Source organism: Janthinobacterium sp. LM6, assembly GCF_002002885.1.
GTDB lineage: Bacteria > Pseudomonadota > Gammaproteobacteria > Burkholderiales > Burkholderiaceae_D > Janthinobacterium > Janthinobacterium kumbetense.
The window spans coordinates 3,489,907-3,515,226 of sequence record NZ_CP019510.1; the positions used below are offsets into that span (position 1 = coordinate 3,489,907).

Sequence of the window (25,320 nt, forward strand, 5' to 3'; positions counted from 1 at the left end):
TTCCATTAGAAACCCTGTAGCCGCTACAGGGTCAAGCGGAATTTGCAAGTTGGAATGAAAAAAGGGGATGCCATGCGTATCGGAGAATTGGCCAAACGGACAGATTGTGACGTGGAAACCGTGCGTTACTATGAAAAGGCGGGCTTGCTGCAGGAACCGGGGCGCAACAGCGCCGGCTACCGCGAGTACCGGGAAGAACACCAGGAACGGCTGCAATTCATCCGCCATTGCCGCTCTCTGCAGATCGGCTTGACGGATATCCGCGCCTTGCTGGAATTTAAGAACAACCCGGCCGAAGGTTGCCAGAGCGTCAATGAATTGCTCGACCACCATATTCTGCGCATCGCCGAACAGATGGCGAACCTGCAAACCTTGCAGCAGCAGCTGGTGACCCTGCGCCACCAGTGCGACCAGCCGCAGCCGTCGCAAGACTGCGCGATTTTGCAAAACCTGTCCGAGGCGGCCAGCGGTCACGACTGCGCCTGCCATACCGAACTTCATTGAACCGATTGCTACATGCTGAAACTGTTGCCTAAAAAAACTTTCCTCGCCTTGTCCCTGCTGTCGCCGCTTTGCCATGCGGCTGATGCGCCGGCCGCCGCCGGCCACTACCTGACCTTGTACGCCGCCCCCGGCGTGCCGCAAGACGATGACCCGTACACCTGGAGCACGGTGGGCGGCAAGCAGCTGACAAAAGGCGTGACCAAGGCGGACGGCCGCGCCTATCTCAAAGGGGAAGAGGGCGAAGAAAACTATATCTTGAAAACCGTCAGCATGCGCTGGCAGCTGAAGGTACCGGCCCGGTGCTGGCAGGGTGCGCCGGAGGCTTTCCTGGACTGCGTCAAGCTGGCCAAGACCACGAGCCGCTATGACGAGGAGCAAGAGGCGCTCAAGCTGGCGGAGCAGCAGAAGGAAGTCAAGATGCAGGCCAGGATCGCCGCCTATGCGGTGGCCGCCCGCGCCAACGACGATGCGCTGGCCTGGCTGGGGCGCGTACCGTCGAACTGGACAATAGAGAGTTATGGCACGCGCCTGCTGCGCATCGGCGACAAGGTAGCCGCGCAGATTAGCAACGCGCTCAAGGATGGCGGGCCAGATGCGCGCCAGTTCGTCTGCCGCGCGCCCGCTGAGTATGGCCCTGTGCCGAACCAGGCCGCTGTTGACGCCTGGATAGGCGCGCCGCGCGCCGTGCGCAGCGTACGCTCCGGTCCCGCCTGGGATGCGCTGGTGGCAGCCGGTGAAAAGGGCAACTGGATGGCCCGGCTGGAACTGTATTACACCTTGTCCAGCGTGAATGTCAGCGAGCTGAGCCTACTGGAACAGTACCGCATCGTGCAATTGATGGAATGGCTGCACAAGAAGCAGGTGGGCGGCCTGTATAGCTACTTCAGCGCCAGTATGCCGGCGGCGCCCGGCAATTCCCGCAGCGCCACCTGGCGCATGCAGGACCAGGCCTCGCTGTATGCGGCCATGCTGGGCAGTTACGATGACCAGAACAGCAGGGGCAGGGTCTTGCAGGCGGAATCGGATACGGCACTGGCCGAAGCGGGCAATAAAATGCTGGCCTGCGCCAAGGCCGCGTTGCCGCAACGTCACTAACGGGGCAGCAGCGGCGGGCCGCCGTCGCCCAGGCGGAAGGCGTCGACCACGCGCAATAAATCATGCGCCTGGTCCTGCATGCTTTGCGCGGCGGCGGCCGACTGTTCGACGAGGGCGGCATTGCGCTGGGTCAATTCGTCCATTTCCGTGATGGCATTGTTGACTTCCTCGATGCCCTTGCTCTGGCGCTGGCTGGCCGCCGTGATGTCGTTCATGATTTCCGTCACTTGCTGGACGGAAGCGACAATATCTCCCATGGTGCGCCCGGCGCTGTCGGCCAGCTCGCTGCCCGTTTCTATCCTGGCAACGGAATCCTCGATCAGCTGCTTGATTTCGCGCGCCGCCGTGGCCGAGCGCTGCGCCAGGCCCCGCACTTCCGTGGCGACGACGGCAAAGCCGCGTCCCTGTTCGCCCGCGCGCGCCGCTTCCACGGCCGCGTTCAAGGCGAGGATATTGGTCTGGAAGGCAATGCCGTCGATGACGGCGATGATGTCGACGATGCGCCCGGAACTGGCCTTGATCGAGCCCATCGTCTCGACCACCTGACCCACGACGCGCCCGCCTTCCAGCGCCACGTTCGAGGTCGACAACACCATCTGGTTGGCCTGGTGCGCATGGCTGGCGTTTTCCCTCACGGTATCGGTCAGGGCATGCATGGACGAGGCCGTTTCCTGCAAGGAATGGGCTTGCGACTCCGTACGGGCCGACAAGTCCGCATTGCCGAGCGCAATTTCACTCGCTTCCACCGTGATGGTGGAGCCCGCCTGGCGTATGTCGCCCAATAAAGTGTTCCAGTTTTTCAGCACGGTGGCCAGGGCCCGCGCCAGCTTGCCTACCTCGTCGTCGCCCCGGGCGTCGATACGCGTGGTCAAGTCGCCGGCGGCCAGCGATTCGGCGGCGCGGCAAGCCTCGTCGATGGGGCGCACCACGGAACGGGCCACCCAGGTGGCGATCAGGGCCAGCAAGGCAAAGCCGATGGCCATGGTGCCCAGCGACAGCCAGCCGGCGCGCTGGCCCGCATTTTTTGTCTCCTGCAGCGCGTCGACGGTGCGGTGGTCGAGATTCTGCAGCACCTGGCGCAACTGCCCGCGCACTTGCTGGTAGTGCGTGGCGGCATTTTGCATCGCCGCCACGCCCGTATTCGGGTCCATCGACGCCAGGTCCAGCGCCTGCGCCACGCTGGCACGGTAGCGTTCGACACCCGGCAGCGCCTGGCCCGCTTCCGTGGCGGCGCCCGAGAATGTCTGCAATTGCTTCAAGCCTTGCGCGATGGCGTTCAGCTGGCCATCCGTTTGCGCGCCGAATTGCTTGAACTGCTCATCCGACAGGCTGGCCGCGATGGCGATCTTCGCATACACGTCGGCGTGGACTTGGCCCAGGGCAATAGCTTGCTGGTTGGCAAGCCGCTCGGCCGTCAGAGTGACGTCTTTCAGGTCGCGCATGCGGCTTTCGTTTTGCTGCATGGCGAAATAGGACAAGGCACCCATGGCCAGCAGGCAAGCCAGCGCGACCACCGGGACGATCAACATCTTCTGTGCGATTTTCATCGGAACCCATATCGTCAAGAGAGGGGAAAACCATCCCGGCGCTGGCGGCGCGGCGGCTGGCTACAGGTAGATGCCGCCGCAGACGACGGTCTCGGAGAGTTTCTCGCAATACATCACCTTCGGCTCGATCTTCTTGGTTTCCGGATTCGTGAATTTGTATTCCTGCCAGAACGTGCCCTTGCTCTTGGCCAGGTCGACTCGTTCCTTGACGAAGGCCTTGCCATCGATATCTTTCAATTCGATCAAGTTCTTGCCCACCATTTTCGGGTTGGCGCCATGCGCGACAACCGTGCCGTCGAGCTTATACACGACCAGGTACAGGTCGTGCAGGATGAATTGCGGCGACTTGGCCGTGATCTCTCCATACGCCTTGGCGTCGCCGGCGCTCTTGATGTAGGCCACGCCTTTCTTGACCATGGCTTCGGCATCGGCGCGCGTGGCGCCGCCTTCGGCAGCGCTGGCCACACCGGGCAGCGCAGCGGCGGCAAGCAAGAGCGACAGGCAAACGGCAGGGGCGAACTTGGGCATGAGAATCTCCTTCACAGTGCGGCAGGGGAAAGCCGGCGGGGGAACCGGCGCGGTAAGGCGGCGCCTATCGAAGTGCCGACGGCTCATGGTAGCGCGATGCCAGTGGGCATGCGCTGGTGCAACAGATATTTTTTCAGACGGGCGTTTTTGCAACGACGCGTGCACATTGCCGCAATGGATATTTCATAGGGGAAAGGAGGGCGCAGCCTATCGTGTCGATAGTGTGGCGCGTGCGCCGCGTTACCAGCTGGCCGGGTCTTCCGCCGCCGCGCGCGCCAGGTCATCGCGCCAATCCTGCGTCACCAAACGGTAGATATCGGCGAAAAAGGCGCGCGGATCGGCCATTTCATCCCACATGGCGGGCAGGGCGTGCGTGCTTTCGGGGTCGTGCTCGAGGATGGCCTGGAAATCGTAGGCGGGGTCTTGCAGCGCCTGCGCCAGCACGGCCACCAGCGCATGGCGGTGACGGTAGCTGAGTTCCTTGTATTGCGAGGTGATGTCGCGCCGTATCAGGGCCGCGCGCTGGAGCGGGTCGTTCATGTCCCAGGCATCCAGCTCCACGCCCAGGGTTTCTTCGCGGTCATACACGTCGAAGGGGCCGAGGAAATAGTGGAGCGTGGGAAGATAGGGAGCGTCGCTCCAGGGGCCTCGCAGCATGGGAGTCTTTCGTTTGATTGCTAAATGTTTACGCGCATTCGGGCAAGGTCCAGCCTTCGTCGCCCATGTCCGTCGGGTAGATGGCGCGGGTCTGGTTCTGGCCCCAGCGCGCATGGTCGAGAATGCCGTCTTCATGCATGTCCAGCACCCATTCGGTGCTTTCCAGCAAGGTGCCATCCTTGTGATAGACGCGGAAGAAAGTGGAAGTACTGAGGGCGCGCACGATGTTGTTCGGCACGCCGTCGCCGTAGTGGGGCACATAGGTCTTGATCACGCACGTGCCCTGGTCATTCCATTCCTGGGCATACACGGCGGCATTGCGCGCCGCGCTCACCTTGATGAATAGCCAGGCTGCCAGCAAAATGGCGAACAGGAGGGCGGCGGCGATCAAGCCGGTTTTCTTGAGTAGCTGCATGAGGTCATGGCATGGCCGAAAACGAAGTTGCCGCATTGTATGTCAAGAGCATAAATACTTGCTGTACAGCACGTACGGCAAGCATTTATGCGTTTATTGCCGGGTATGGCCGTCTATTTCGTCAATGCCGCCTGCAGGGCGTTCGCCATCTCCAGGTGATGTTGTAACACCGGCAAGGTTTTCGCGGCAAAGGCCTTGATGTCGGGATCGCTGGCCTTCTGGCTGGCGTCCGTAAACAGTTTCACGGCTTCCTTGTGCGCCGCCACGCCGATGCTGGCCGCATATTCCCTGTCGAAGGTCTGGCCTTCCAGGCGGCCCAGCCGGTCGAGCTGCGCCTTGTGTTTCGCGCCGGGCTGGTCGCTGACCTCGATCTGCTTGCTGCTGGCCAGTTGTTTCAGCTCGTCCGCCACTTTTGTGTGATCGGTGACCATGGCATCGGCGAATTTCTTCACTTCCGCATTGCTGCTCTTGCTTTGCGCGACTTTGCTGGCGGCAATTTCCGTGCTGCCCGCGTCGGCGGCCTTGCTGAGGAATCGCTTGTCGTACGCACCGGGCGCGGCGGCGGCGATGCTGTTGATGGCGATGCCGCTCAACAGCGCCACGGCGGCGCCGATGGCCACGCTTTTCAGGGAAGGGGTACGGGAACTGGTAGTGGAGATAGGCATGGGAAATCCTTTCAAATGTGGCGTTTTATGCAAGCTGATGACAATGTTAATCCCTCAGCCTGCGCACACCCATAGGACAGGCGCGGCCATGCCCGTAGGACTAGTCCTGTTCGTTAGCGCACAGTTCGACTTGTTTAATAGCAAACAAAGCGGCGATGCCCGCATCGCGGCGCCAGGCGGGCATGCCGATATCGAGCCACTGCGCCATCGCGTCCAGGTGCGAGGGTTCCGACACGCTGTGTTCGAGTTCCTCCAGCACCGTGTCGCGGTCGATATACAGGCTGTCCAGCCAGGCGTCGAACGAGGGCGCCAGCTCCATCAGGCCGTGGGCGCGCTTGCCCGTCCACTCCGGCAATTCCTGCACATAGGCCAGCACCCGGCCACCGCCTTCTTCCGTCAAGTCCAGGTAGACCATGGAATTGCCGCCATCGCGGGCGAACGGCAGGATGCGCACCGGCATGTCCGCATGTTTGCGCGCAGCGCGGATCTCGCCCACGAGGGTTTCATCGCAGAAATCGCCTTCGTCGGCACTGAAAAAGGTATTGAAGCCCATTTTTTCCACACCGCCATTGCCGTCCGGCACATCGCACGTGTAATCGAACCAGGCGCCGTTGGCGACGCGCAAGAACGCCAGGAAGGCGGGCGGCAACGGTGCTTCCAGCAGGGTTTCGATGGCGGCGATCTGCTGCACCGTGGGGGCAGGCTTGGCGCCCTCGAGCGCCAGGTGGCGGTACTGCGTGTAATAGGTCATGGATTATCCTTGTAATTTTCTTGCGGCCGCCACGCCATCGTCGCAGCCCGTCTCCACCTTGGCCAGCGCATCGACGAGGCCGGCCCGCAGCACGGCCATCGAGCGGGCCTTGTCATCGATCTGCGCGATCTTCGTTTCCAGCATGGCCCGTTTGGTCTGCGCATCGAGCGCGTTTTCCTGCCATACAGCAATGACTTCGGCGATTTCCTTCAAGGTAAAGCCCAGCGCCTTGGCGTGGCCGATCAGCTCGATGCGCCGCAACGCTTGCGCCGAGTACTCCTTATAGTTGTTCGTCATGCCCGGCTGCGGCGCTTCGTCCAGCAGCCCCTGGCGCTCGTAGAAGCGCACCGTGTCCTTGCTGACGCCCGTCAGGCGGGTGATTTCTCCGATACGCATGGTTTTTCTATTGACCGTGGACTAAAGACCACAGTTTACAGTAAAAACACTTTCAACTACGACACTTTTACCATGCTCCCATACGACTACACCAAGCAGACCGTGCTGATCACGGGCGCCTCGTCCGGCATCGGCCGCGTCTTTGCGGAAACCCTGGCCGCGCGCGGCGCGCATTTGCTGCTGCTGGCCCGCTCCGGCGCCGTGCTCGAGACGCTGGCCGCCGACCTTGCCAAGCGCCACGGCATCCGCGCCCAGGCGCTGGTGGCGGACCTGAGCCTGCCTGGCGCCGCCGCGCAAGCCCATGCACAGGCTTGCGCGCTGGGCATGCCGCCCGACGTGCTGATCAATAACGCGGGTTTCGCCACGCATGGCAGGTTCGAGACCATCCCTCTCGCGCGCCAGGCGGCCGAAGTGACCGTCAATTGCACGGCCCTGATGGAACTGACGCACTGCGCCTTGCCGCACATGCTGGCGCAAAAGCGGGGCGCCGTCATCAACGTGGCGTCCACGGCGGCGCTGCAGCCCGATCCCTACATGGCGGTCTACGGCGCCAGCAAGGCGTTCGTGCTGTCGTTTTCGGAAGCGCTGTGGGCGGAAAACCGCAGCCGCGGCGTGCGCGTGCTGGCCCTGTGCCCGGGCGCCACGGACACGGCCTTCTTCGACGTGGTGGCCGCGCCCGAGGCGGCCGTGGGCAAGCGCATGGATCCTCAAACGGTCGTCGATGAGGCGCTGCGCGCGCTGGACCGGGGCCGCAGCAGCCACGTGGCGGGCAGGCCGAACCGCCTGCTGGCCTGGCTGCCGCGCCTGCTGCCCCGCCAGACCGTGCTGGGCATCGTGGAAGGCATGCTCAAGCCACGGACTTGATGCGCATCAAAACGCCATGGTGACGAACATGGCCAGCACGGCCGTTGCCATGACGATGGTCGACAGCCATCCCAGCGCCCGCAGGCGGCGCGAAATGGTCAAGGTGCCCATGATGGCGGGGCGCGAGGCCATCACCATCATCAGGGCCATGATGGGCACGGAAATGACGCCGTTGATGACGGCGCTCCAGTACAGGGCCTTGATGGGGTCGAGCGGCGAAAAGCACAGGGCGGCGCCGATCACGGTGGCCGTGACGATGATGCCGTAGAACTTCTTGGCGGCCCTGGGCGCCAGTTCCAGGCTGTTTTTCCAGTGGAAGGCGCCCGCCATGGCGTAGGCGGCCGAGCCGGCCAGCACGGGAATGGCCAGCAAGCCCGTGCCGATGATGCCCAGGCTGAACAGAGCGAAGGCGAACTCGCCCGCAATCGGGCGCAGGGCGGACGCGGCCTGCGCCGACGTGTCGATATGCGTGATGCCTTGCGCGCCCAGGGTCACGGCCGTCGTCAGCATGATGAAGAAGGCCACCAGGTTGGAAAAGCCCATGCCGATGGCCGTGTCCATCTTGATGCGCTGGAATTGCCGCGGCGCCTGTTCCGGCGCCCGGCGCAGGGCTTGCGCGCCGGCATCTGCCTGCAAGTCTTCCACTTCCTGCGACGCCTGCCAAAAGAACAAGTACGGGCTGATCGTCGTGCCGAACACGGCCACGATCATGGTCACCGACGCGGCCGACCAGGCGAACTGGGGCCAGACGGTGCGCAGCGCCACTTCGCCCCAGGGAATGTGCACGGTCAGCACGGTGGCCACATAGGCCAGCAAGCCCAGGGTCAGCCATTTCAGGATGCGTACATATTGTTGGTAGGGAATAAACACTTGCAGCAGCAGGGACAGCAGCCCGAAAGCCACAGCGTACAGGTGCGTGGGGCCGCCGATGATCAGGGTCAAGGCATCGCCCATGGCGGCCACGTCGGCGGCGATATTGATGACATTGGCCAGCAGCAGCAAGCTGACGATGGCGTACAGCAAGGATTTCGGATAATGGCGGCGGATATTCGTCGCCAGCCCATGCCCGCTGACCCGGCCGATCTTGGCGCTGATGACCTGGATACCGAGCATCAGGGGAAACGTCAGGCACACGGTCCACAGCATGCCGAAGCCGAACTGGGCGCCCGCCTGCGAATACGTGGCGATGCCGCTGGGATCGTCATCGGCCGCGCCCGTGATCAGGCCGGGCCCCAGCTTGCCCAGCCAGGTGTCGGAAGGGGCCGCCTGCTGGCGGGCGGCGTCCGCGCGGCCGCTGTCAATCTGCATGCGTGGCTCCTGTGTGGTGGAGCGAGCAGCGTATCACAGGCGGGCGGCGGCCAGAAGGGGCGCCGCCCGGGAAACACGCGTCTCAGTAGCGCGCATCCTTGGGCTTGCCGCCATTCGGCCAATCCTTGACCTTGTCGGGGAAGTCCGGACGCGGCATGTGCGTAAAATATTCGGCCACGTCGACGGCGTCCTGGTCGGACAGGTTGCCTTGCCCCAACGGGAATTTCTGGCCGTGGCCCATCACCATATTGGCCTTGACGAAGCCGGCCGCCGTGTAGGTGCGCGCCATGCCGGCGCCGATATTGAACGAGCGCTCGCCCCACAGCGGCGGGAAGGCGACGACGCCGTTGGCGCCACGGATGCCTTCGCCATTCGCGCCATGGCAGACGGCGCATTGCTCCGCATACACTTTTTTGCCATGCACGGGGTCTGGCAGCAGGGTGCGGTCTATCTTCGCCACACCGCGTCCCGCCACCTTGTCGCCCGCCTGCGTGGCGCCCTTCATCCAGTCGATGTAGGCGACCATCGCTTGCAGGTCGGGGCCGTCCACGGGCAGCGGCTTGCCGTGCATGGAGCGGCGGAAGCAGCCGTTGATGCGCTCGCCCAGGCTGATGACCTTGCCGGCGCGCGGCGCTTCCGAGGGGAAGAAGGCGGAAATGCCGAGAAAGGGCGAACCGTTCGCCACCGTGCCGCCATTCAGGTGGCAGCTGCTGCAATTGAGGTCGTTGCCCACGTTTTGCGGCAGGCGGGCGCGCGTTTCCGTCATCAGCTGCATGCCGTGAATCAATTGATTGGCGTTCGGATCGGCCGTCAGGGCGGCGAAACGGGGTGTGACGAAGCCGCCCGCGTCCGGCGCCTTGAGCTTGAGCTCCTTGCGCACCTTGGCGATCTGCGCGGGCGTCACGGGCGCGCCGTGGTTGCCCCACTTGCCGCGCACAAAGGTGAGGATTTCCGCCAGTTCCGTGTCGGACAGGCGGTCATACGCGGGCATGCCGAACGAGCGGGGCGAGTGCTGCGTGACGGCCGACTGCCAGCCGGTCAATGCGATATGGATGACGGAGGTGGCGTCCTTCGACTGCACCGAGTCGTTCTGCGCCAGCGGCGGGAAGATGTTTTCCACGCCGCGGCCGTCGCGGCGGTGGCAGGTGGCGCAAAACTGCAGGTAGCCGAGGCCGCCACGCGTGTTGTACAGCGCGTCGTTGCTGGCCGCGACAGCGGGCGCCGGTTTGCTCTGCGGCACTGGCGCGCCCGGCTTGGCCGGCAAGCCGTGCAGGTAGTGCGCCAGCGCATCGAGGTCGCCGTCCGTGAAGTATTGCGTGCTGTGCGTGATGACTTCCGTCATGCTGCCGGCCGCCGTGCCGAAGCTGTTGCGGCCCGTTTTCAGCAATTGCACGATGTCGGCCGGCGTCCACAGACTGCGCAAATTGACGGCATGCCAGCCGTCGAAGGTGAAGCCGGACAGATAATGCTTGCCGCTGCTGCCGTCCTGGCCCATGGTTTTTTCCTGGAAAGCCACGCCGCGCGGCGTGTGGCAAGAGCCGCAATGGCCGAGCCCCTGGGCCAGATAGCTGCCCCGGTTCCACATGGCCGACTTGGCACTGTCGGGCTTGAATGGCGCGTCGTCGAGGAAGACGGCGTTCCACAGCGACAAGCCCCAGCGCATGCTGAACGGCCATTTCATGTCCGTTTCGCGGTTTTGCTGCGCCACGGGCGCCACGCCCCGCTGCAAATACGCGTACAGGGCCTGCATGTCGTCGGGCGTGATCTTCGCGTAGGAAGGGTAGGGCATGGCCGGATACAGATTGTGCCCGTCCGCTGCCACGCCCTTGCGCATGGCGCGGTCGAATTGCGCGAAGGTGTACGTGCCCAGGCCCGTCTTCGCATCCGGCGTGATATTCGTGCTGTAGATGGTGCCGAACGGCGTTTTCAATTCCAGGCCGCCGGCCATGGCGGCGCCGTTCGGGCTCGTGTGGCAAGCCACGCAGTCGCCCAGGCGGGCGACATACTCGCCGCGCTTGATCAGTTCGGCCGAGGCCGCAGGCATGTTGGCGGTCGCGGCCCTGGCACTGGCATTGAAGGCCAGCATGCCCAGGAGCATTGCCACCAGCCAGGCAGCGATCGAAACGGAAAAAGCGGGAGGGCGGCGCGAACCGCGGTGCAGGATGGAAATGGCGTTCATGGTGACCCTTTATTATTCCGCGCAAGCTTACGCATTCGTCACCACGGCGAAAATTGGGAATTTCTTTCGAACAACTAGGTAATCTTCCCTAGTGTTTTACGCTGGAAAATCGTGTAGGGGCGCCTGCAAGCTGGCCATGATGCGCTCGCGCAGCCAGCGGTGCGCCGGGTCCAGGTGCATGCGCTCGTGCCAGACCATGGCCATTTCGTAGTCGGGCAGGGCGACGGGCGGCTCCCACGTGCGCAGCGCGTCCAGCGCATTCTTCAGCAGGCGCGACGGCAGCAAGGCCACCATGTCGGACGCTTCCAGCAAAGGCGGCACGATGAGGAAATGCGGCACGGACAGCACCACCTTGCGCGTGCGCCCCAGCTTTTCCAGTGCCGTATCGACGTTGCTGCGGAAGCCGCCGCCGTTGGGCGAGACGACGATGAATTCCAGCGCGCAAAACTGGTCGAGGTCGGGCGGCGCCTGCAGCAGCGGGTGGTCGCGCCGGCCCGCCAGCACATAGTGCTCGGTAAACAGGGTACGGTGGCGCAAGCCGGGCGGCGCTTCTTCCTGCGCCAAAAAGCCCAGGTCGACCTGGCCGCTTTCCAGGTCGTGCGCCATGCGCGCCGGCACGGCTTCGAACACGGCCATGCGCGACAGGGGCGCTTGCGCGCGCAAGGCGGGCAGCATGGGCAACAGGATCGCATACTCGGTGGCGTCGGCCGCCGCCAAATTCCAGCGCACTTCGGCCGTTGCCGGGTCGAACGCCTGTTCCGGCTGCAATACTTGCTCCAGTTGGGCCAGCACGGCTTGCAGCGGCGCGAACAGGGCCAGCGCCCGCGCCGTGGGCAGCATGCCGCGCGGACCGGGCAGCAATAGCGGATCGTCGAAGGCCGCGCGCAGCTTGCCCAGCTGCACGCTGACGGACGGCTGGCTCAGGTGCAGTCGCGCCGCCGCCCGCGTGACGTTGCGCTCGATCAGCAGGGCGTTCAGGGTCAGCAGCAGGTTCAGGTCCAGCTTGCGTAAATTGTCCATGACTATACCTTGTATATTAACTATTCATTTCCACTATGATAGCGCAAGCCCTAGAGTAGTTCCTGTGACATCCACTCTTCATTCATTACAGGAACTAACCGATGCAACTCCATGAATATACAAGCTTTGATGGTCTGGGACTGGCCCAGCTGCTGCGCGAGGGCAGCGTCTCGGCCGCCGAATTGCAGGACGTGGCCCAGCGCGCCTGCGCTGCCGTCAACCCGCTGATCAATGCCGTGGTCGAGCTGTGGCCGGCCGATTTGACTGCCATCGACCACGCGGCACCGTTCGCCGGCGTGCCCTTCCTGATCAAGGATGTGGCCGTCACGATGGCGGGCCGGCGCAGCGAAGCGGGCAGCCGCCTGGGCGCCGGCCATGTCGCCCCGTTCGATTCGCACCTGATGACGCAGTTTCGCGCAGCCGGCCTGGCGACGTTCGGCCGCACCAGCACGCCGGAAATGGCGTTTGCCACCACCACCGAACCGTTCTTATATGGCGCCACGCGCAATCCCTGGAACGTCAACCTGAGCGCGGGCGGCTCCAGCGGCGGCGCGGCGGCGGCCGTGGCGGCCGGCATCGTGCCGCTGGCCCATGCGACGGATGCGGCCGGCTCCATCCGCGTGCCGGCCGCATCGACGGGCCTGTTCGGCCTGAAACCGAGCCGTGGCCGGGTGTCGAACGGCCCCGCCATGGACGAAATCTTCAGCGGCCTGGGCGTGCAGCTGGGCGTGAGCCGCAGCGTGCGCGACAGCGCCGCCTTGCTCGATTGCGTGCAGGGAATCATGCCGGGCGAGCCATATTTGACCTCTGCGCCCGGACAGAGCTGGCTGTCGCAGGTCAGCCAGGAACCGGGACGGCTGCGCATCGCTATGCAGCGCATGGCCTGCAATGGCGCCCGGCCCATGCCTGCCGTCGATGCCGCGCTGCAAGACACCGTGCGCCTGCTGGAAAGCCTGGGCCACCACGTGGAAGAAGTGCCGCCCGCGCTGGGCGTGTCGTGGCAAGCGTTCGTGCACGCGAATGCCGGCATCTGGTGCGCCAACCTCGTGCCGTGGATCGATGGCCTGGCGCGGGAAAGCGGGCGCGGCGTGTCGCTCGATACGCTGGAACCGTCCACTTTGGCCTGCTACCGGTACGGGCAGACGGTGTCGGCCGTCGATGTCGTCGCCGCCCTCGACGTGCGCAACACGGTCACGCGCCACGCGGGCGCCTTGTTCGGCCGGTACGACGTGCTGCTCACGCCCACCTTGCCGGATATGCCGTGGCCGCTGGGGCGCTATGGAGAGAAGGAGGAGCAGCTCGATGGGTTGGGCTGGACGGCGCGCCTGTTCGAGCATTCGCCGTACACGCCGCTGGCCAACGTGGCGGGCTTGCCGGCCATGTCCGTGCCGCTGGGCATGTCCATTGATGGCTTGCCGATCGGCATGCAGTTCATGGCCGGGTATGGAAACGATGGAACCTTGCTGCGCCTGGCGGGCCAGCTGGAACGGGCGGCGCCGTGGGGGCAGCGGCGTCCGCCTGTGTGGGCGGGCAAGGTGTAGCAAGGGCTATGGGCGGGTCCGGCAAATGATGCATGTCACTTCACGGTTTGCACCCAGCGGCAAAAATCCGGGGTCGGACCCGCCGGGTCCGACCCCAGTCCTTGTACTTGGGTGAAAAGTATCAGCTGGGCATCGTAGCCAGCTGCGCCGTGCCCCGGCCTTCCATGCGGAAACGAAGTCGCTCCCACAGCCGGTCGTGGAAGGGCAGGACGATCACGTTGCAGATCGGCTCGACCACGGCCAGCAAGCCGCCGAAGGCCATGGAACCCGTGGCCCAGTACATGACGCCGAAGGCCACGCCCATGTGCAGGGTCGTCTGGCTCAGTTTTTCGCCGGCCAGGGCGGCAAAGCCCAGGCGGCTTGCGGCATATCGGCGGCGAATCGCGTGCCAGGCTTTTTCATGCCACGGCAACAGGGCCACGTTGATGATCGGTTCGATGATCGCGGCTAAGCCACCGAGCGCCAGGGACCCCGTCAGCAAGTAGGCGAGGCCGAAGGCGATCGACATATGCGTGCAAACCTGGCTGAATGTTTTGATGGCTGTGAACAAGGGATGCTCCTTTCTGTTGAATTCGCTTATCCTTGATTTAGATAGTAACGATTCTCATTTACAAAAGGAAGTAAAATATTTCAACCGAACCCATAGATTGAGGCTATGGTTTGAGAAATATCAATTGCCCCTGCCGCGCACACCTCCCGCAGCCGCCATGGCCGTCAGCGTATCGCCGTCGCCTGCGACCACACGGCTTGCCAGCGCCCAGCGTGCCGCTCATAGCTATCGATATGCCAGTAGCGCGCGCGGGGCACGGCCTGGCCACCGAAGTTGATTTCAAGCTGGGCCTGATAGCGCAGCACGGCCGCATCGCCATGCACGCGCACGGCGATCTCGCCCGGTTCCCAGCTCAGATAGCGCATGCGGCCCGCCGCGATGGCGCCCAGGTATTCCTCCCGCGACAGCAGGCTGCCGATGGGCGTGACCAGCTGAAAATCGTCGGCGTGCAGGGTGCGCGCCAGCGCCACGTCGCCGTCGACCAGCGCGCGCAGGCGGCCGCGTTCGATGTCGCGCAATTGTTCCTGCATGGCCGCCTCGGAGCCAGGGTGCTGTTCTTGCATGATTCCATCCTTCGCTGTGGGGAATTGACACTTTGACGCAATTTGTCCAAAAGCCATATTGACACTATATGTATATAATGTCAATATGCCAGCATGTCACCCCACACCCTCAAGACCCAGCGCATACTCGACGCGGCCCTGGCCGTGTTTTGCCGCTATGGCTACCGCAAGACATCCATGCTGGACATCGCGCAGGCGGCCGATATGTCGCGCGCCGCGCTGTACCTGCACTTCAAGAACAAGGAAGATGTATTCCGCGCCGGCTCCGAACGGGCCCATGCCACAGTCATGGCGCAGGTGGCGGCGGCGCTGGCCGAACCCGGCCCCGTCTTTACGCGCATCGAAACGGCGCTGCTGGCATTCCAGCAAGGCTTGATGGCGGAAATTTCCGCCAGCGCCCATGGGCAGGAATTGTTCGATGCCAATATCACCCTGGCCGCCGACATCACCTTGACGGCGCGGGCAACCTTGGTGGCGTCGCTGGCTGGCGCGCTGGAGCAGGCCGAAACGGCGGGCGATATCGCGCTGCGCCGGGTGGACGCGACTGCCGCGCAGGTGGCCGGCTTGCTGGTGGCCAGCATGGATGGCATCAAGCATGCGCAAGGGGGAGGGGAGGCGTTGCGGCAGGGCGTGGCGCTGCACATGCGCGTGCTGGGCGCGGCGCTGCTGCGCATGTAAGCGGCAAGGCTCGCATGCGCAGTCGGGCCAAGGCCGTTACGGCAGGGTCTTCAGCACATTCTTCGTCGGCACGGAGAAATTATAGTTGTCGTGCCGGTCCCAGTTGATCGACCACGTCATCACGCCGCGGAAGTCCGGATACGCCTGCAGCGGCTTGATGGTGCCGCAATTGAGCAGGCGCGTCAGACAATTCAGGGCATTGCTGACGTCGGCATTCGTCGTAAAACCCGAACCGGCCGAGCTGCGGCCCGACGGCACGCCGAAGCCCACCTGGTCCGGACGCAGGCCGGCGAAGGTATTGCCGCCATAATTGAATCCCTCGATCAGCATGCGCGCCGTGGCCACCAGCTGGTCGGCCGAGCCCGCCTTGATGGCGCCCGTGGCGTACGGCGTGTAGATGTCGCCATTGTTGTAGTACTGCGGATGCAGCACCGTCAGCTCGCTGCGCAAGGCATTGATGATGGGAATGTAGGCGCCCCAGATGCTGCCGTAGCTCGTGTAGCCCCCTTCCACATACACCCATTCCGGCGCCATCGACAAATAAAAGCTGCTGCCGACCTTGGTTTTCAGGTTTTTCACGGCGATCGGCAGATAGGTCTGGATGGCCGCGCCCTGCGCCACGCCGTTTTCCAGGTCCAGGTCGATGCCGTCGAAGCCATATTTCGTGATGATGGCGTACAGGCTGTTGGTGAAATTCGTCGCTTCGGCCGTGTTGCCGACGGAAACCGAGCCGTTTTGCCCGCCCAGCGACAGGATGACTTTCTTGCCCTTGGCCCGCTTGGCGGCCACGTCGGCGATGAATTGCGCTTCCGTGCCCGCGCCCGGATCGATGGTCAGGCTGACATTGCCGCCGCCCGCGTTGTCGCCGAACGAGACGACGATCACGTCCCAGTCATCGCTGACCTGGCTGATCGGATACGTGGCGCCGCTGGGGTTGGTGAAGTTGTGCCAGTAGCCGATCAGCGCGTGTTTGGCCAGGCCGGTGGGCGTCGGAGTTGGCGTGGGTGTCGGAGTTGGTGTAGGTGTAGGCGTCGGTGTCGGGGTGGGAGTCGGCGTAGGTGTCGGGGTAGGCGTGGGTGTCGGCGTTGGGGTAGGAGTCGGCGTCGGCGTGCCGCAGTCTCCCACCGCCGTCCAGGGCTGGCCGCTGCCGGCGCCGCCGCTGCTGGTCGACGGGTTATTGCCTTGCGTCCACCAGTTGGCCGTGTAATTGACGTTGTTGTAGCTGGCCTGGCCGCCGCCGTTGTAGGCGGTGCCGCTATTCCACGGTGTGTAGCAGGCCACTGCTGCGGTCGCGCCGGCCAGCAGCTGGCTTGCGCCGCCGCTGGATCCGTCGCCGCTGCCGCCGCCGCAGGCCGCCAGGGTGCCGCCGAAGAGGGTAAGGATGAGGGTATTCATGACTGTCCGGTTCACTTGCATCTCCTTGTGTATTTTTTAGCATGGCCGGGCGGCTGGACACCGTCCGATTTTTCAGAGTGCAAGCATTGCAGGTGGTAGTCAACTGGTTTTGTTCTTTGCGCAAGATCACAATACCAGTTACGGCATTACCCCAGGAGATGGGCGATGCGGGCCATACCAGTGCCTGTTTTCCAGTGCGCTGGTATGGTGTCCGACAATGGCGCCGGGAGCAGGGCGGGGAAGGGAGGAGGACGCCGGGCAAGCTCTTGCGGCGGCTACGGCGCCGTTTTCTTGCGTAAATCGGCATACGGCACGCGCGACAGATCCAGCAGCAACTGCGTCAAGGCCACGGTTTCGCGCTGCATCAGCCGGTAGTCCGTCTGGGTCACCGTGCCGATGCCATAGCTGAACTGGTAGGTCGGCGCCTTGAGGTAATTTATCGTGGGTATGCCTTGCGCAGCCCGCAACGTCCGGCCTGCATCGGGCCAGGCGGCACTCTTCGCACTGCCATCGCCGCCGGCATTGGCAGGCGGCAACACGAACGCGGGCGCCACATTGGCGTGCCTGAGCATGGCGGATGCTGCGTCCATCAGGGCCGGTGTGCGCGGCGAAAACAGGGCGGCCGGCTCGGACCTGCCCGTGAGATGCAAATAGCCGTCGCTGTGGGGCAGCACTTCCATCGCCCCCAGTTGCCCGATGGTGAGCATCGCGGCCATGCGCTGCGTCAAGCCGTCGTCCTTGTGCCGGTCCATGAACTGCCCGGTGCCCGCGCCGCCCGCGAGATGACCGCCCGTCAGCAGCAGCATGACGCTGCGCGGCAAGCTGTCCTGCGGCAGGCGCGTCAGGTACTGGGCCATGTCGACGATGGCGTTCGGCCCATTGGTTTCCAGTCCGTTCGTGCCATCCGTGTAGCTGTTGAGTACCATCAATTCCTCGGACTTGCCGGGGATGATGCCGATCAAATTGCGCGTCTGCACCTGCCGCACGGTGGCCGCCATGGTCAGCCGCAACACAGGCGCCGTGCCCGCCAGCACGCGTTCGCGCAGGCGCTGGCCACGGCCGCGGTCGACAAACACGCCTGGCAACCGGCGCACCACGCCGTCGCACGGTGCATACAGGCCGTCCGCCGACAGGGAAGGCGTATCCAGAATCACGATCACGCCCGCCGCGCCGGCCGCCTGCAGGCTGTCCAGCAAAGCGATGAACGGACCCAGCATCTGGAACGGGCGCGCATATGGCGTGTCCGCTTCCATGGCGTGGTCCGGGTCGTGGACGTGCATGGCCGCCTGGTGGAAAACCTGGCCCTTCCACGCCGCTTTGGGCATCTCGACGAGCACCAGCTTGCCCGCCAGGCTGGCATCGGGCTTGCTGTCTGGCGCCAGGTAGACGATGCGTCCCGCAATGCCGGACGGCGGCGTGACGCCCGAATACGGAATGTAGCCAGCCGAAGGCAGTACACCGGGCCGCTCGCCATCGAGCACTTCCAGGCCCCAGTGTTCCGCCTCCACCGACCATTGCTGCAAGTTCACCGGTTCAAAGCGCAGTTGTTTGACACCGGCGCGCAGCAGACGTTCATGCAGCGCGTCGATATAGGCTTCATGCCGGGGCGATCCCGTGGCGCGCAGGTTGCGCTCGTCGAGGTCGTATTGCCAGTCCACCAGCTGTTTCCTGGACAGCAATTGCGCGGCGTCGACCGTCACGGCAGCCGATGCAGGCAGGGCGCGCGCAGGCCATGGACCGGGCTTGCTGGCACAGGCGGACAGAGCTGCCGCGACGGCCAGCGCGGCGCCTACACGCAGCAGCCAGCGCGAAAGTTGGCAGGACGACAACAAGGAGCGACGTGCCTGCGCCACGAAAACATCTTGATACTTTGCTTTCATAATTACCTGTAAATCCTTGATTTCATTGTTATGTGTAGTTGCGAAAGTCATCGAGGAAGTCAAGGCATGCCCGGCAGAGAGATAAGGCGGGCAATCTTACACGAGCAAGTCCCGGCACGCAGATTCTTATGGATTTGCAATGCAATCGTGGGCAAGGTGGACGATGGCGGCGTACTGCTCGGACTGCTTTAGATCCGGGCGCCAGCGTGATGCAAGCCGTCCGGCAGGCGATTGCTGGGGCCGTACACACTGCGCTGCGCCGTCAACGCGCCGCATCCGTCGTGCCATGCCTGGCCGGGTCCATCGACATGGCCCGCATGGACAGTATGGCCGCGGCGCAAGCCAAACCCGCCGGCGCACGGCAGCCGTGGCAGAGCGCGGCCGAAGTTGCGCGGCCATACAGACACGCCAGACCTGCGGCCAGGCACGGCGCAAACCAGCGCTGCAGCGTGGCAGGCCAAGTCGCGCACGCAGAAGCGCCAGCATTGCACCGGTAGACGGGCACGCAGCGCAGCATGCGGCAGCAAACGCCAGGAATCCTGCGCGCCAGCCTGGAACTGGCCAGCGTATCGAAGCACAAAGGGATTGCGCGAAACCATGGCGAAAAAGTCCCGGCGCCAGGGGCGCGCGCAAAGGGCTAAAATCGCATTTGCGATTGTACAAGTTGCAAAAATGGGCATTTGACGAATTCGTCCATAACTTCGCATAATTTATATTATGTCAAATGGCGGATCGAAGCAGGAGATACTTTTGGTGCTTAGATGTTTTCCTCATGACATGGGTAAGGCAACTTCGCATCCCGCTCGATTGCACCTTAACCATACGTACTCAATAAAGGTCTATTCCTGATTTAACTTCCTCCAATGCCGCCATAAAGTCCTTATTTTCCTTAAGATATTTTGAGCCATGAAAATCCAAAAATTGAATTGACATCAAAACAAGCCTAAATTGAGCGTAGTCCGTAAAATTAATAAGGGTTAACAGATGGTCTTTCCTGTCACCGCTAGTAAAGCCATTTTCATCGCTCAATTTCTCTGTAACCATTTTTACGGTAATGTAGAAGGCACGAAGGATTCCATAAATTTGATCCGTTGAATCAAGAGCCAATAGGAAATTAGCAATCGCAGAATCTTTTGCACCTACCTGCCTAAGCAATTGCACACCGTCTTCTATGTGAATTATCGCTGCAGCACCACGTTTCTCAGGGGTCTCTCCCTCAATAAAGCTAAACGTGAAATTATCTAACAACAATTTCTGCGAATTTATCATATTGAAAAATAGAACCCCTAACGACCTCAACTTCTCACTTCTTTTATTTTCACTTAACTCTTTTCGTAGATCCTCATTGGTCTCATTTTGCAAATTTAGCGACTTTATCAGCAGCATAATAGATATGAAGCTTAAAATTGGGTTGAGCGATCCACCCATATAGTCGCCAAACTGCCCCCATATGGCAAATTCTTCCACTGTAGAAGTGCCAGAACCGCAGAACTTTATAGCATATATTAAACCTACTAAGGCCATCGCGATGATGGCAAACAACCTATACCAATTAATCAACATTCCCCTCCACAATATATTTAATTATTTTCTTACTATGAAGCCGCACCGGCGAAACCTTAATCCTAATGTGTATATGATTTTCAGGCCTTAATCCGTTATTGTCATTTAAATTTATAGAGAACTTCTTTTTCCCGACAAGTGAGACAATTTCGTAATCCGTGGAAAACCCGAAAGCCACGGTCTCATTGGCCCCTTTTATTTGAAGTCTTCCATTTCCGGTTTTGGTATTAAATCTAGTTATTGCAGCTAGTATCTCGATCTCTTCACTGGATCGTTCAAGATCAAGTGTACTGGCTGATTCCTCGTTAAATTCCACCAGCAATTTTATTCCATCACGTTGCCTTTGTTGAACTCTTACATCATATCCAAAATTCTTTGTGATTGCATGGATGTTGGTTACTGCAGTAATACGCAATCGGTCCGTGAGTTCTTGAGATATATTTCCAAGAGATCTAATCGTTTCCTGAGCTTTCTCAGATAATTTTGTTACTTCAATATAAATAGAATCATTTAGATAATAGGAAAGAATTTCAGCAAAAACAGATTGCCCGATTGCTCTGAGTTTAGCTTTGAGAATTTCATCAAATACGTCGATGCTGAATTTTAGACCATAAGACCCTTGAAATGTCCGCTTCATCATCGTGCGAACTGGTGCCTGCGCCGTTTTTCGTATAGGAACTTTACGTTCAAGTACAGTTTGGGTTATGCATCGTGCAGCGTCAGAAACACCGGTCAATGTGTCCAATCCAGATTTCATATCTACTTCATATTGTTGGGTCTCGATTACAACTTCAAATTCCATCGACATATATTCCTTCTTAAGGCCTCAAATGTTAATTATCATTTGACCTTATTTTTCAATTAAATGCGGCCGCAACCATTTTTACACAGAATGTAACCAACGTTTCTGTCAGAAGGTGCGGAGGTACTGCCATTCTAACCGCAAAAATTGCTTTAAAGCTACTTTGTGTGATTTAACCAACTAAATTCGCTTCTGGATTCATCTTTTTGGCTGCTGCACTAAATATCGAAGTCTCCCCGTTTAGCGCGGCTACAGAGGCCATGGCATCGAAACTCGTCCTTAAAACAACGTTCACATACTCTCAGCCTAAGACAATAACGAGCCTGTTGCACAGCCCATTTTGGCACTCCTAACATATACATAAAATCACCAAGCATCCTAGTCCTGTTGACCGCCCGCCAGTTTGTCCGCCTGGAGTTACGAATAATCCAGTACTGATTGCGGAACTCATCCTCAATTTGCTCAAGTAACCGCAGTGAATTAGCGTCAAAATTTGCCATATCACGTCCCTCCTCCCCGTCAATCAAGGTGGAGTAACTGTCAGAACGGACAATCGTCCACCACTTGTGGCAATCCCGGGGCTGTCGCCAGGTACACGACGCCGAGATTGTTGTTACACCAAGTCTGTAGGCCGTCCATGCAATAACCTGATAGCGCCTGGAATGCGACCTGCGCAGCGCGCAGCATGTTTGTACAAAACGGCACCCGCCATACATCGACTACCGGCACCACGATGCCCCTGGAGCGGAAGTAGCGTTTCTGGTCAAGCGCCCTGCACTGCATTTCCTTGCCACAGTATTTCGCTATGTAGCTGGCGATCTTGTGTGCCCCGGCCACACCGAAACCGAAACGGTGCGGGTCGCGCACGTGGACTTGGCCCATCTGCTCACCGTTCGGGCCGCGCCCCAGGATGCCTTGCCAGATGGAGCGCAGCAGCGCATACATCTGCCTTCCAGCGACAGCCACATGAAAATGCAAAGCGCCACGGGCCTGTTCCTCGATGACTGCTACATAATGAAATTGTTTATGCTTACCAAGTTTTCGACAAAACGCCTTCCAGTGTTTTAATGCAAGTTCGCGGTCCAGCATGTTTTCCCTGTAGGTCAACGTCACCATGCGATCAGCGCCGATTTGCTTGCAGCAGAGGCGCACATTCTTTTTTGCGCGTCTGCCCGCATCGTCGTCATTTGCTTCGCGCTGACTTGATTCGCCGCGTTTCGCTTGTTGTTTCCGCCGCAGCGCTGGACCGATAAAGAAACGTTCCTTAACAACAGTGACTTCGCACTGTCCGTCTGGAAATACACGACGTCGCGCCGTGTAGGTATCGTTCCAGGTATTCTTAATACCATCATCATTCCAATAGCTGGGCCTGCTTATATCAATATCTTGCTCGACAGAAGAGAAATCTATTGACGAAATCGTGCTTTCATCATTTAATTCATTCATTCGGTACTCCTGTGTGGCAGGGTTATCGAAGGCTCCAAGCATTTTGCCGATGCTTGGAGTTTTTTTATGGAAAGAAATAATTAAGTTCTTTAATGCAAGTGCCGAATCTCCTGTGGTGTGCTTAAGTGTCCCTAATATAAATTTAGGCCGCCTTGCGGCGGCCGCCGCTGCTAGCAGCGCGACCGCCGCAAGTTGCCTGTGATAATGTTGTCTTCATGAATGGGGCCTGTATTCGACGTGCTACACCTGAGAAATAAATAGCCGTAAAGTCTGCCCGCTAAAACTTTTTAAACTATGCGGGCCAGCCGCATCACATACCCACTCAGTCAATGGGCTGTTACCCCAACATCCACAGCCGATTCCAGATACCCAAAAGATTTTGCCCGCCCTGCGGGCCGCTTGTATTGTCAAGGCCATTCAGGGCCGCTAATTGAGCGCGGAGGCCACGCGGGCGCTCAGGATCAGCACCAGATCCGTATGCGAGTCGGAAGACGTGCCACCGCCCCAGGAGCGCGGCAGAAATGAGAATCCACTGTGCGTCGTAGACGAGCGCGTGTCGTCCAGGCCTCCAATAATCACCACTTCGCCATCTGCTATCGTCACAGAGGTTTTCACCTGGCGCTTGAGCAGCGTGGGCGAACCCGTCACGCCATTAACCGTGGATTGAAAGGACGACACTTGCCCGTCTACGGCCAGCGACAAGCGCCCAGGGCCAGCAGCACGCGGCGTCACATCGAGAATCACGCCCGATGGCCGGTAGACGATGTTTTGCACGGCATTGCCCTGATTGTCGCGGCCCGAACTGGCGATAGTGGGCGTCTCGTCCCCGACTGTCAGCAGCAAGTGTTCCGCTTCATCCCCCAGGACACGCGAATTCGATACCTGCTTGAAGCGGCCGTCAGCACGCAGCGCGTCGAGCACCAGCTGGAAGCCGCCCGCTGACACGCTCAGCGAACCGGTGGACGTGGAAAAGGCCGCGCCAAACCGAGCGGCAAGCGTGGATGCCACCAACGACAGGCCCCGCGAAGTGGAATCAGACCGCAGCACCTCGACAAACGACGCGGAAACTTCGACGGTACGGCCCCGCTCATCGAGCGATTCGAGCAAGCGGCGCGCATCGGCTGATCGTGCGGCGGGCACGGAGAGCGCCACGACGACGCCAGCCAGCCGCGCATACGGCGCACCAAAGGCCGCATTGAGAGCGGTGACTAGGAATTCGGCGGACCGGTGGCGCGGCGCATAAAGCTTGACCACATCGAAGGCGGCGCCCTCGCGTTCAGGCAGTGAGCCAGCGGTAGCAAGGGCTGCTTGCGGTAAATCGGGCGCGGCTTTATCAGCGCTGGCGGGCGCCATTTCCAGGTAATACACGCCATCTTTGATGCGTGTTCGGATGCCCTGCGTCCTAAGCAGCCCATCGACAAAGGCGGACACCTCTTCTACGGGCAAAGATTTGATGTTGATGCTGACTAGTCATAGGGGATTTCATCTGGTCAACAAGTCGCGCAGTTGGTTCACTGAAATAATCCAATTTTGTTTATCAAAACTGTTCGTGAAACCAAACTTTCTCACAAAAGCCTGAATGCTGACATCCGTGCCGGTCTGTTCGATCTCGATATTTTGGTAGCCATAAGTAGACGACATTTCCACCAACTTATTAAGAAGCGCTCTTCCCTGCCCACGGCGCTGGTTGCGAAACCCGATAACTGCGATTACGATGGATCCGACTGGCCAGGAATCGCCGACTCTGAACCGAAGATATAGCTTGACTGCTGCGCGTCTTATGTCCACGGTCGGATGTCGTGCATAGGCACAGCGGCTTTTGTAATGGAAACGCTTCCTGAAGTATGTATCGATCTCGTCAGAGAATTGCGTGAAGGCCAAGTGTTTGTCGTTTGCAATGTCAGTCATAGCCGTCAATATCAATGCGATAAATCTCGATTACTAAAGGCAACTCACGAGATTGATCTGTACACCAAGTCTCCAGTGTGACCCGCTCGTGCTCTGTGGAATAGCTGACGGAGCTGGCGGCATGTCATTCAGGAACGCGTGAGGCCGACTCTCGTTGTAGTCGGTCTTCCATGCTTCGATAGTTCCTTGGCTTCGGCCAAGTATTGAGCCAATCCTAGAACGAAGCAGCGCTTCCGGTCAAGTGCTCTGCTGGCATGTCCTTGCCTCAGTACTTTGCAGTATAGTTGACTATCTTGTACACACCGGCCACGTCAAAGCCGATGCGGTGCAGGTCACGAACGGGGACTGGGCACATTGAAATTATTTAGGCTTACCAGGCTTTCGACAAAATACGACATTCCCTATGCAGAAAACGGCTTTCTTCTTTGAATTTATTTTTTACCGACAATCCCCATGCTTTCCATGACCCTCGCCGCATTATCCTTGCAGTCGAGATCCTCGGGTTTGGCATCGATCAATTGAATCAGCGACAACAGATGCGCCTTGTTCTGGGCCAGGCGCACTTCCAGCGATTCGATATCGGCTATCTTCTTTTTCAGCGCCACCATCAGCTCATCATGTTTCCATGATGAAATATCCTCCGGCAAGACTTGCTTGATTTCGTCCAGGGAAAAGCCCGCCTGCTGGGCGTCGCTGATAATCGACAGCACCGCCACCGCTTCCAGCGGATAGTCGCGGTAGCCGTTCGATTGCCGGTCCACGGCTTTCAGCAAGCCCTTGGATTCGTAGAAGCGTATCGTGGACGCCGCCAGGCCGCTGCGCTTGGCCAGTTCGCCTATTTTCATCGTTGTATTCCTGCTCAATTATCGTGGCTTGCCATCGCGGCCTGATCTATAGGCCGTGCATCACTATAAGCTTGAAGCCAGCTTGAATGTCAAGCGGCGGATGGGTGGCATGTGCGCGAACCCGTGTCGCGAACGGGACACAGGCAAAAGAAATCTCATTTCAGGGCTTGACCTTCAAGTTAGCTTAAAGCTTATCGTGAGCGTATCGCAACCTTGGAGA

Annotated in this window: 26 protein-coding genes; 5 read left to right on the forward strand and 21 right to left on the reverse strand. The window is 60.5% G+C overall.

Features of this window, described 5'->3' with window-relative positions; all coding sequences use genetic code 11:
• Positions 1 to 72: 72 nt before the first annotated feature.
• Together cadR and BZG29_RS15320 are read left to right on the forward strand one after the other, a co-directional pair.
• Positions 73 to 504, forward strand: coding sequence for a Cd(II)/Pb(II)-responsive transcriptional regulator (gene cadR, locus BZG29_RS15315; protein ID WP_034787498.1), 432 nt, complete (start codon positions 73 to 75; stop codon positions 502 to 504).
• A 12-nt stretch (positions 505 to 516) separates the two neighbouring features.
• Positions 517 to 1,599 (forward strand): hypothetical protein, encoded by a 1,083-nt coding sequence (locus BZG29_RS15320; protein ID WP_077404436.1) that lies wholly within the window; start codon positions 517 to 519, stop codon positions 1,597 to 1,599.
• Here BZG29_RS15320 and BZG29_RS15325 read toward each other — a convergent pair.
• The 7 genes from BZG29_RS15325 to BZG29_RS15355 all read right to left on the reverse strand — a co-directional run bounded on the left by BZG29_RS15325 (position 1,596) and on the right by BZG29_RS15355 (position 6,558).
• Positions 1,596 to 3,146, reverse strand: a complete 1,551-nt coding sequence (locus BZG29_RS15325; RefSeq protein ID WP_253192589.1) for a methyl-accepting chemotaxis protein — start codon at positions 3,144 to 3,146, stop codon at positions 1,596 to 1,598. The genes BZG29_RS15320 and BZG29_RS15325 overlap by 4 nt on opposite strands.
• Before the next feature lie 60 nt (positions 3,147 to 3,206).
• Positions 3,207 to 3,674 (reverse strand): cache domain-containing protein, encoded by a 468-nt coding sequence (locus BZG29_RS15330; protein ID WP_077404442.1) that lies wholly within the window; start codon positions 3,672 to 3,674, stop codon positions 3,207 to 3,209.
• A 240-nt stretch (positions 3,675 to 3,914) separates the two neighbouring features.
• On the reverse strand, positions 3,915 to 4,331 hold the full coding sequence (locus tag BZG29_RS15335; RefSeq protein WP_077404445.1) for a hypothetical protein: 417 nt from the start codon (positions 4,329 to 4,331) through the stop codon (positions 3,915 to 3,917).
• 28 nt (positions 4,332 to 4,359) lie between these two features.
• Positions 4,360 to 4,746 (reverse strand): hypothetical protein, encoded by a 387-nt coding sequence (locus BZG29_RS15340; RefSeq protein WP_077404448.1) that lies wholly within the window; start codon positions 4,744 to 4,746, stop codon positions 4,360 to 4,362.
• A 113-nt stretch (positions 4,747 to 4,859) separates the two neighbouring features.
• A complete protein-coding gene (locus BZG29_RS15345; RefSeq protein WP_077404451.1) occupies positions 4,860 to 5,411 on the reverse strand; it encodes a DUF4142 domain-containing protein in 552 nt (183 codons plus the stop codon).
• A gap of 100 nt (positions 5,412 to 5,511) precedes the next feature.
• Entirely contained in the window at positions 5,512 to 6,162 is a 651-nt protein-coding gene (locus tag BZG29_RS15350; RefSeq protein WP_077404454.1) for an SMI1/KNR4 family protein, read from the reverse strand.
• Between the two features lie 3 nt (positions 6,163 to 6,165).
• Complete coding sequence (locus tag BZG29_RS15355) at positions 6,166 to 6,558, reverse strand: MerR family transcriptional regulator (RefSeq protein WP_077404457.1); 393 nt, start codon at positions 6,556 to 6,558, stop codon at positions 6,166 to 6,168.
• Positions 6,559 to 6,630: 72 nt separating this feature from the next.
• Here BZG29_RS15355 and BZG29_RS15360 point away from each other — a divergent pair, with 72 nt between their 5' ends.
• A complete protein-coding gene (locus BZG29_RS15360; protein WP_077404460.1) occupies positions 6,631 to 7,422 on the forward strand; it encodes an SDR family oxidoreductase in 792 nt (263 codons plus the stop codon).
• A 6-nt stretch (positions 7,423 to 7,428) separates the two neighbouring features.
• Here BZG29_RS15360 and BZG29_RS15365 read toward each other — a convergent pair whose 3' ends face one another.
• The 3 genes from BZG29_RS15365 to BZG29_RS15375 all read right to left on the reverse strand — a co-directional run bounded on the left by BZG29_RS15365 (position 7,429) and on the right by BZG29_RS15375 (position 11,929).
• Entirely contained in the window at positions 7,429 to 8,730 is a 1,302-nt protein-coding gene (locus BZG29_RS15365) for an NRAMP family divalent metal transporter (protein ID WP_077404463.1), read from the reverse strand.
• 82 nt (positions 8,731 to 8,812) lie between these two features.
• On the reverse strand, positions 8,813 to 10,816 hold the full coding sequence (locus BZG29_RS15370; RefSeq protein WP_253192902.1) for a c-type cytochrome: 2,004 nt from the start codon (positions 10,814 to 10,816) through the stop codon (positions 8,813 to 8,815).
• A gap of 189 nt (positions 10,817 to 11,005) precedes the next feature.
• Entirely contained in the window at positions 11,006 to 11,929 is a 924-nt protein-coding gene (locus BZG29_RS15375; RefSeq protein ID WP_077404470.1) for a LysR family transcriptional regulator, read from the reverse strand.
• A 101-nt stretch (positions 11,930 to 12,030) separates the two neighbouring features.
• Here BZG29_RS15375 and BZG29_RS15380 point away from each other — a divergent pair, with 101 nt between their 5' ends.
• Entirely contained in the window at positions 12,031 to 13,470 is a 1,440-nt protein-coding gene (locus tag BZG29_RS15380) for an amidase (protein ID WP_077404473.1), read from the forward strand.
• A 121-nt stretch (positions 13,471 to 13,591) separates the two neighbouring features.
• On the opposite strand, the gene BZG29_RS15385 is transcribed toward BZG29_RS15380, so the two are convergent.
• Entirely contained in the window at positions 13,592 to 14,020 is a 429-nt protein-coding gene (locus tag BZG29_RS15385) for a DUF2061 domain-containing protein (protein ID WP_077404476.1), read from the reverse strand.
• Between the two features lie 164 nt (positions 14,021 to 14,184).
• A complete protein-coding gene (locus BZG29_RS15390) occupies positions 14,185 to 14,583 on the reverse strand; it encodes a nuclear transport factor 2 family protein (protein ID WP_077404479.1) in 399 nt (132 codons plus the stop codon).
• Positions 14,584 to 14,676: 93 nt separating this feature from the next.
• Between BZG29_RS15390 and BZG29_RS15395 the strand changes: the two genes are divergently transcribed.
• Positions 14,677 to 15,261, forward strand: coding sequence for a TetR/AcrR family transcriptional regulator (locus tag BZG29_RS15395; RefSeq protein ID WP_077404482.1), 585 nt, complete (start codon positions 14,677 to 14,679; stop codon positions 15,259 to 15,261).
• A 36-nt stretch (positions 15,262 to 15,297) separates the two neighbouring features.
• On the opposite strand, the gene BZG29_RS15400 is transcribed toward BZG29_RS15395, so the two are convergent.
• From BZG29_RS15400 to BZG29_RS15430, 9 genes are all read right to left on the reverse strand, one after another.
• On the reverse strand, positions 15,298 to 16,656 hold the full coding sequence (locus BZG29_RS15400) for a glycosyl hydrolase family 18 protein (protein WP_253192590.1): 1,359 nt from the start codon (positions 16,654 to 16,656) through the stop codon (positions 15,298 to 15,300).
• 275 nt (positions 16,657 to 16,931) lie between these two features.
• Positions 16,932 to 18,509, reverse strand: a complete 1,578-nt coding sequence (locus tag BZG29_RS15405; protein WP_253192591.1) for a PA domain-containing protein — start codon at positions 18,507 to 18,509, stop codon at positions 16,932 to 16,934.
• Positions 18,510 to 19,364: 855 nt separating this feature from the next.
• The gene (locus BZG29_RS28510; protein ID WP_253192592.1) at positions 19,365 to 20,099 is read right to left on the reverse strand and encodes a hypothetical protein; all 735 of its coding nucleotides are present in this window, start codon (positions 20,097 to 20,099) and stop codon (positions 19,365 to 19,367) included.
• Entirely contained in the window at positions 20,089 to 20,901 is an 813-nt protein-coding gene (locus BZG29_RS27810) for a hypothetical protein (RefSeq protein WP_150130931.1), read from the reverse strand. The genes BZG29_RS28510 and BZG29_RS27810 overlap by 11 nt, the downstream gene beginning before the upstream one ends.
• 540 nt (positions 20,902 to 21,441) lie before the next feature.
• Positions 21,442 to 22,347, reverse strand: coding sequence for a hypothetical protein (locus BZG29_RS15415; protein ID WP_077404488.1), 906 nt, complete (start codon positions 22,345 to 22,347; stop codon positions 21,442 to 21,444).
• Between the two features lie 426 nt (positions 22,348 to 22,773).
• The gene (locus BZG29_RS15420; RefSeq protein ID WP_150130932.1) at positions 22,774 to 23,778 is read right to left on the reverse strand and encodes a type II secretion system protein GspD; all 1,005 of its coding nucleotides are present in this window, start codon (positions 23,776 to 23,778) and stop codon (positions 22,774 to 22,776) included.
• Positions 23,779 to 23,829: 51 nt separating this feature from the next.
• Positions 23,830 to 24,255 carry a hypothetical protein gene (locus BZG29_RS15425; protein WP_077404494.1) on the reverse strand — a complete coding sequence of 142 codons (426 nt, stop codon included), beginning with the start codon at positions 24,253 to 24,255 and terminating at the stop codon, positions 23,830 to 23,832.
• 33 nt (positions 24,256 to 24,288) lie between these two features.
• Positions 24,289 to 24,483: an integrase core domain-containing protein gene (locus tag BZG29_RS28745; protein WP_150131124.1), complete on the reverse strand. Its 195-nt coding sequence runs from the start codon at positions 24,481 to 24,483 to the stop codon at positions 24,289 to 24,291.
• A gap of 203 nt (positions 24,484 to 24,686) precedes the next feature.
• Positions 24,687 to 25,100, reverse strand: a complete 414-nt coding sequence (locus BZG29_RS15430) for a MerR family transcriptional regulator (RefSeq protein ID WP_077404496.1) — start codon at positions 25,098 to 25,100, stop codon at positions 24,687 to 24,689.
• Positions 25,101 to 25,320: the final 220 nt, after the last annotated feature.

Coding starts and splice junctions, on each gene's coding strand:
- BZG29_RS15425 (WP_077404494.1), bottom strand. CDS start 24,255: ATGACTGACATTGCAAACGACAAACACTTGGCCTTCACGCAATTCTCT.
- BZG29_RS15400 (WP_253192590.1), bottom strand. CDS start 16,656: ATGAATACCCTCATCCTTACCCTCTTCGGCGGCACCCTGGCGGCCTGC.
- BZG29_RS15390 (WP_077404479.1), bottom strand. CDS start 14,583: ATGCAAGAACAGCACCCTGGCTCCGAGGCGGCCATGCAGGAACAATTG.
- BZG29_RS15360 (WP_077404460.1), top strand. CDS start 6,631: ATGCTCCCATACGACTACACCAAGCAGACCGTGCTGATCACGGGCGCC.
- BZG29_RS15325 (WP_253192589.1), bottom strand. CDS start 3,146: ATGAAAATCGCACAGAAGATGTTGATCGTCCCGGTGGTCGCGCTGGCT.
- BZG29_RS15340 (WP_077404448.1), bottom strand. CDS start 4,746: ATGCAGCTACTCAAGAAAACCGGCTTGATCGCCGCCGCCCTCCTGTTC.
- BZG29_RS28510 (WP_253192592.1), bottom strand. CDS start 20,099: ATGTTGATTAATTGGTATAGGTTGTTTGCCATCATCGCGATGGCCTTA.
- BZG29_RS15350 (WP_077404454.1), bottom strand. CDS start 6,162: ATGACCTATTACACGCAGTACCGCCACCTGGCGCTCGAGGGCGCCAAG.
- BZG29_RS15355 (WP_077404457.1), bottom strand. CDS start 6,558: ATGCGTATCGGAGAAATCACCCGCCTGACGGGCGTCAGCAAGGACACG.
- BZG29_RS15380 (WP_077404473.1), top strand. CDS start 12,031: ATGCAACTCCATGAATATACAAGCTTTGATGGTCTGGGACTGGCCCAG.
- BZG29_RS15375 (WP_077404470.1), bottom strand. CDS start 11,929: ATGGACAATTTACGCAAGCTGGACCTGAACCTGCTGCTGACCCTGAAC.
- cadR (WP_034787498.1), top strand. CDS start 73: ATGCGTATCGGAGAATTGGCCAAACGGACAGATTGTGACGTGGAAACC.
- BZG29_RS27810 (WP_150130931.1), bottom strand. CDS start 20,901: ATGGAATTTGAAGTTGTAATCGAGACCCAACAATATGAAGTAGATATG.
- BZG29_RS15415 (WP_077404488.1), bottom strand. CDS start 22,347: ATGAATGAATTAAATGATGAAAGCACGATTTCGTCAATAGATTTCTCT.
- BZG29_RS15365 (WP_077404463.1), bottom strand. CDS start 8,730: ATGCAGATTGACAGCGGCCGCGCGGACGCCGCCCGCCAGCAGGCGGCC.
- BZG29_RS15370 (WP_253192902.1), bottom strand. CDS start 10,816: ATGCTGGCCTTCAATGCCAGTGCCAGGGCCGCGACCGCCAACATGCCT.
- BZG29_RS15430 (WP_077404496.1), bottom strand. CDS start 25,100: ATGAAAATAGGCGAACTGGCCAAGCGCAGCGGCCTGGCGGCGTCCACG.
- BZG29_RS15320 (WP_077404436.1), top strand. CDS start 517: ATGCTGAAACTGTTGCCTAAAAAAACTTTCCTCGCCTTGTCCCTGCTG.
- BZG29_RS15330 (WP_077404442.1), bottom strand. CDS start 3,674: ATGCCCAAGTTCGCCCCTGCCGTTTGCCTGTCGCTCTTGCTTGCCGCC.
- BZG29_RS15395 (WP_077404482.1), top strand. CDS start 14,677: ATGTCACCCCACACCCTCAAGACCCAGCGCATACTCGACGCGGCCCTG.
- BZG29_RS15335 (WP_077404445.1), bottom strand. CDS start 4,331: ATGCTGCGAGGCCCCTGGAGCGACGCTCCCTATCTTCCCACGCTCCAC.
- BZG29_RS15345 (WP_077404451.1), bottom strand. CDS start 5,411: ATGCCTATCTCCACTACCAGTTCCCGTACCCCTTCCCTGAAAAGCGTG.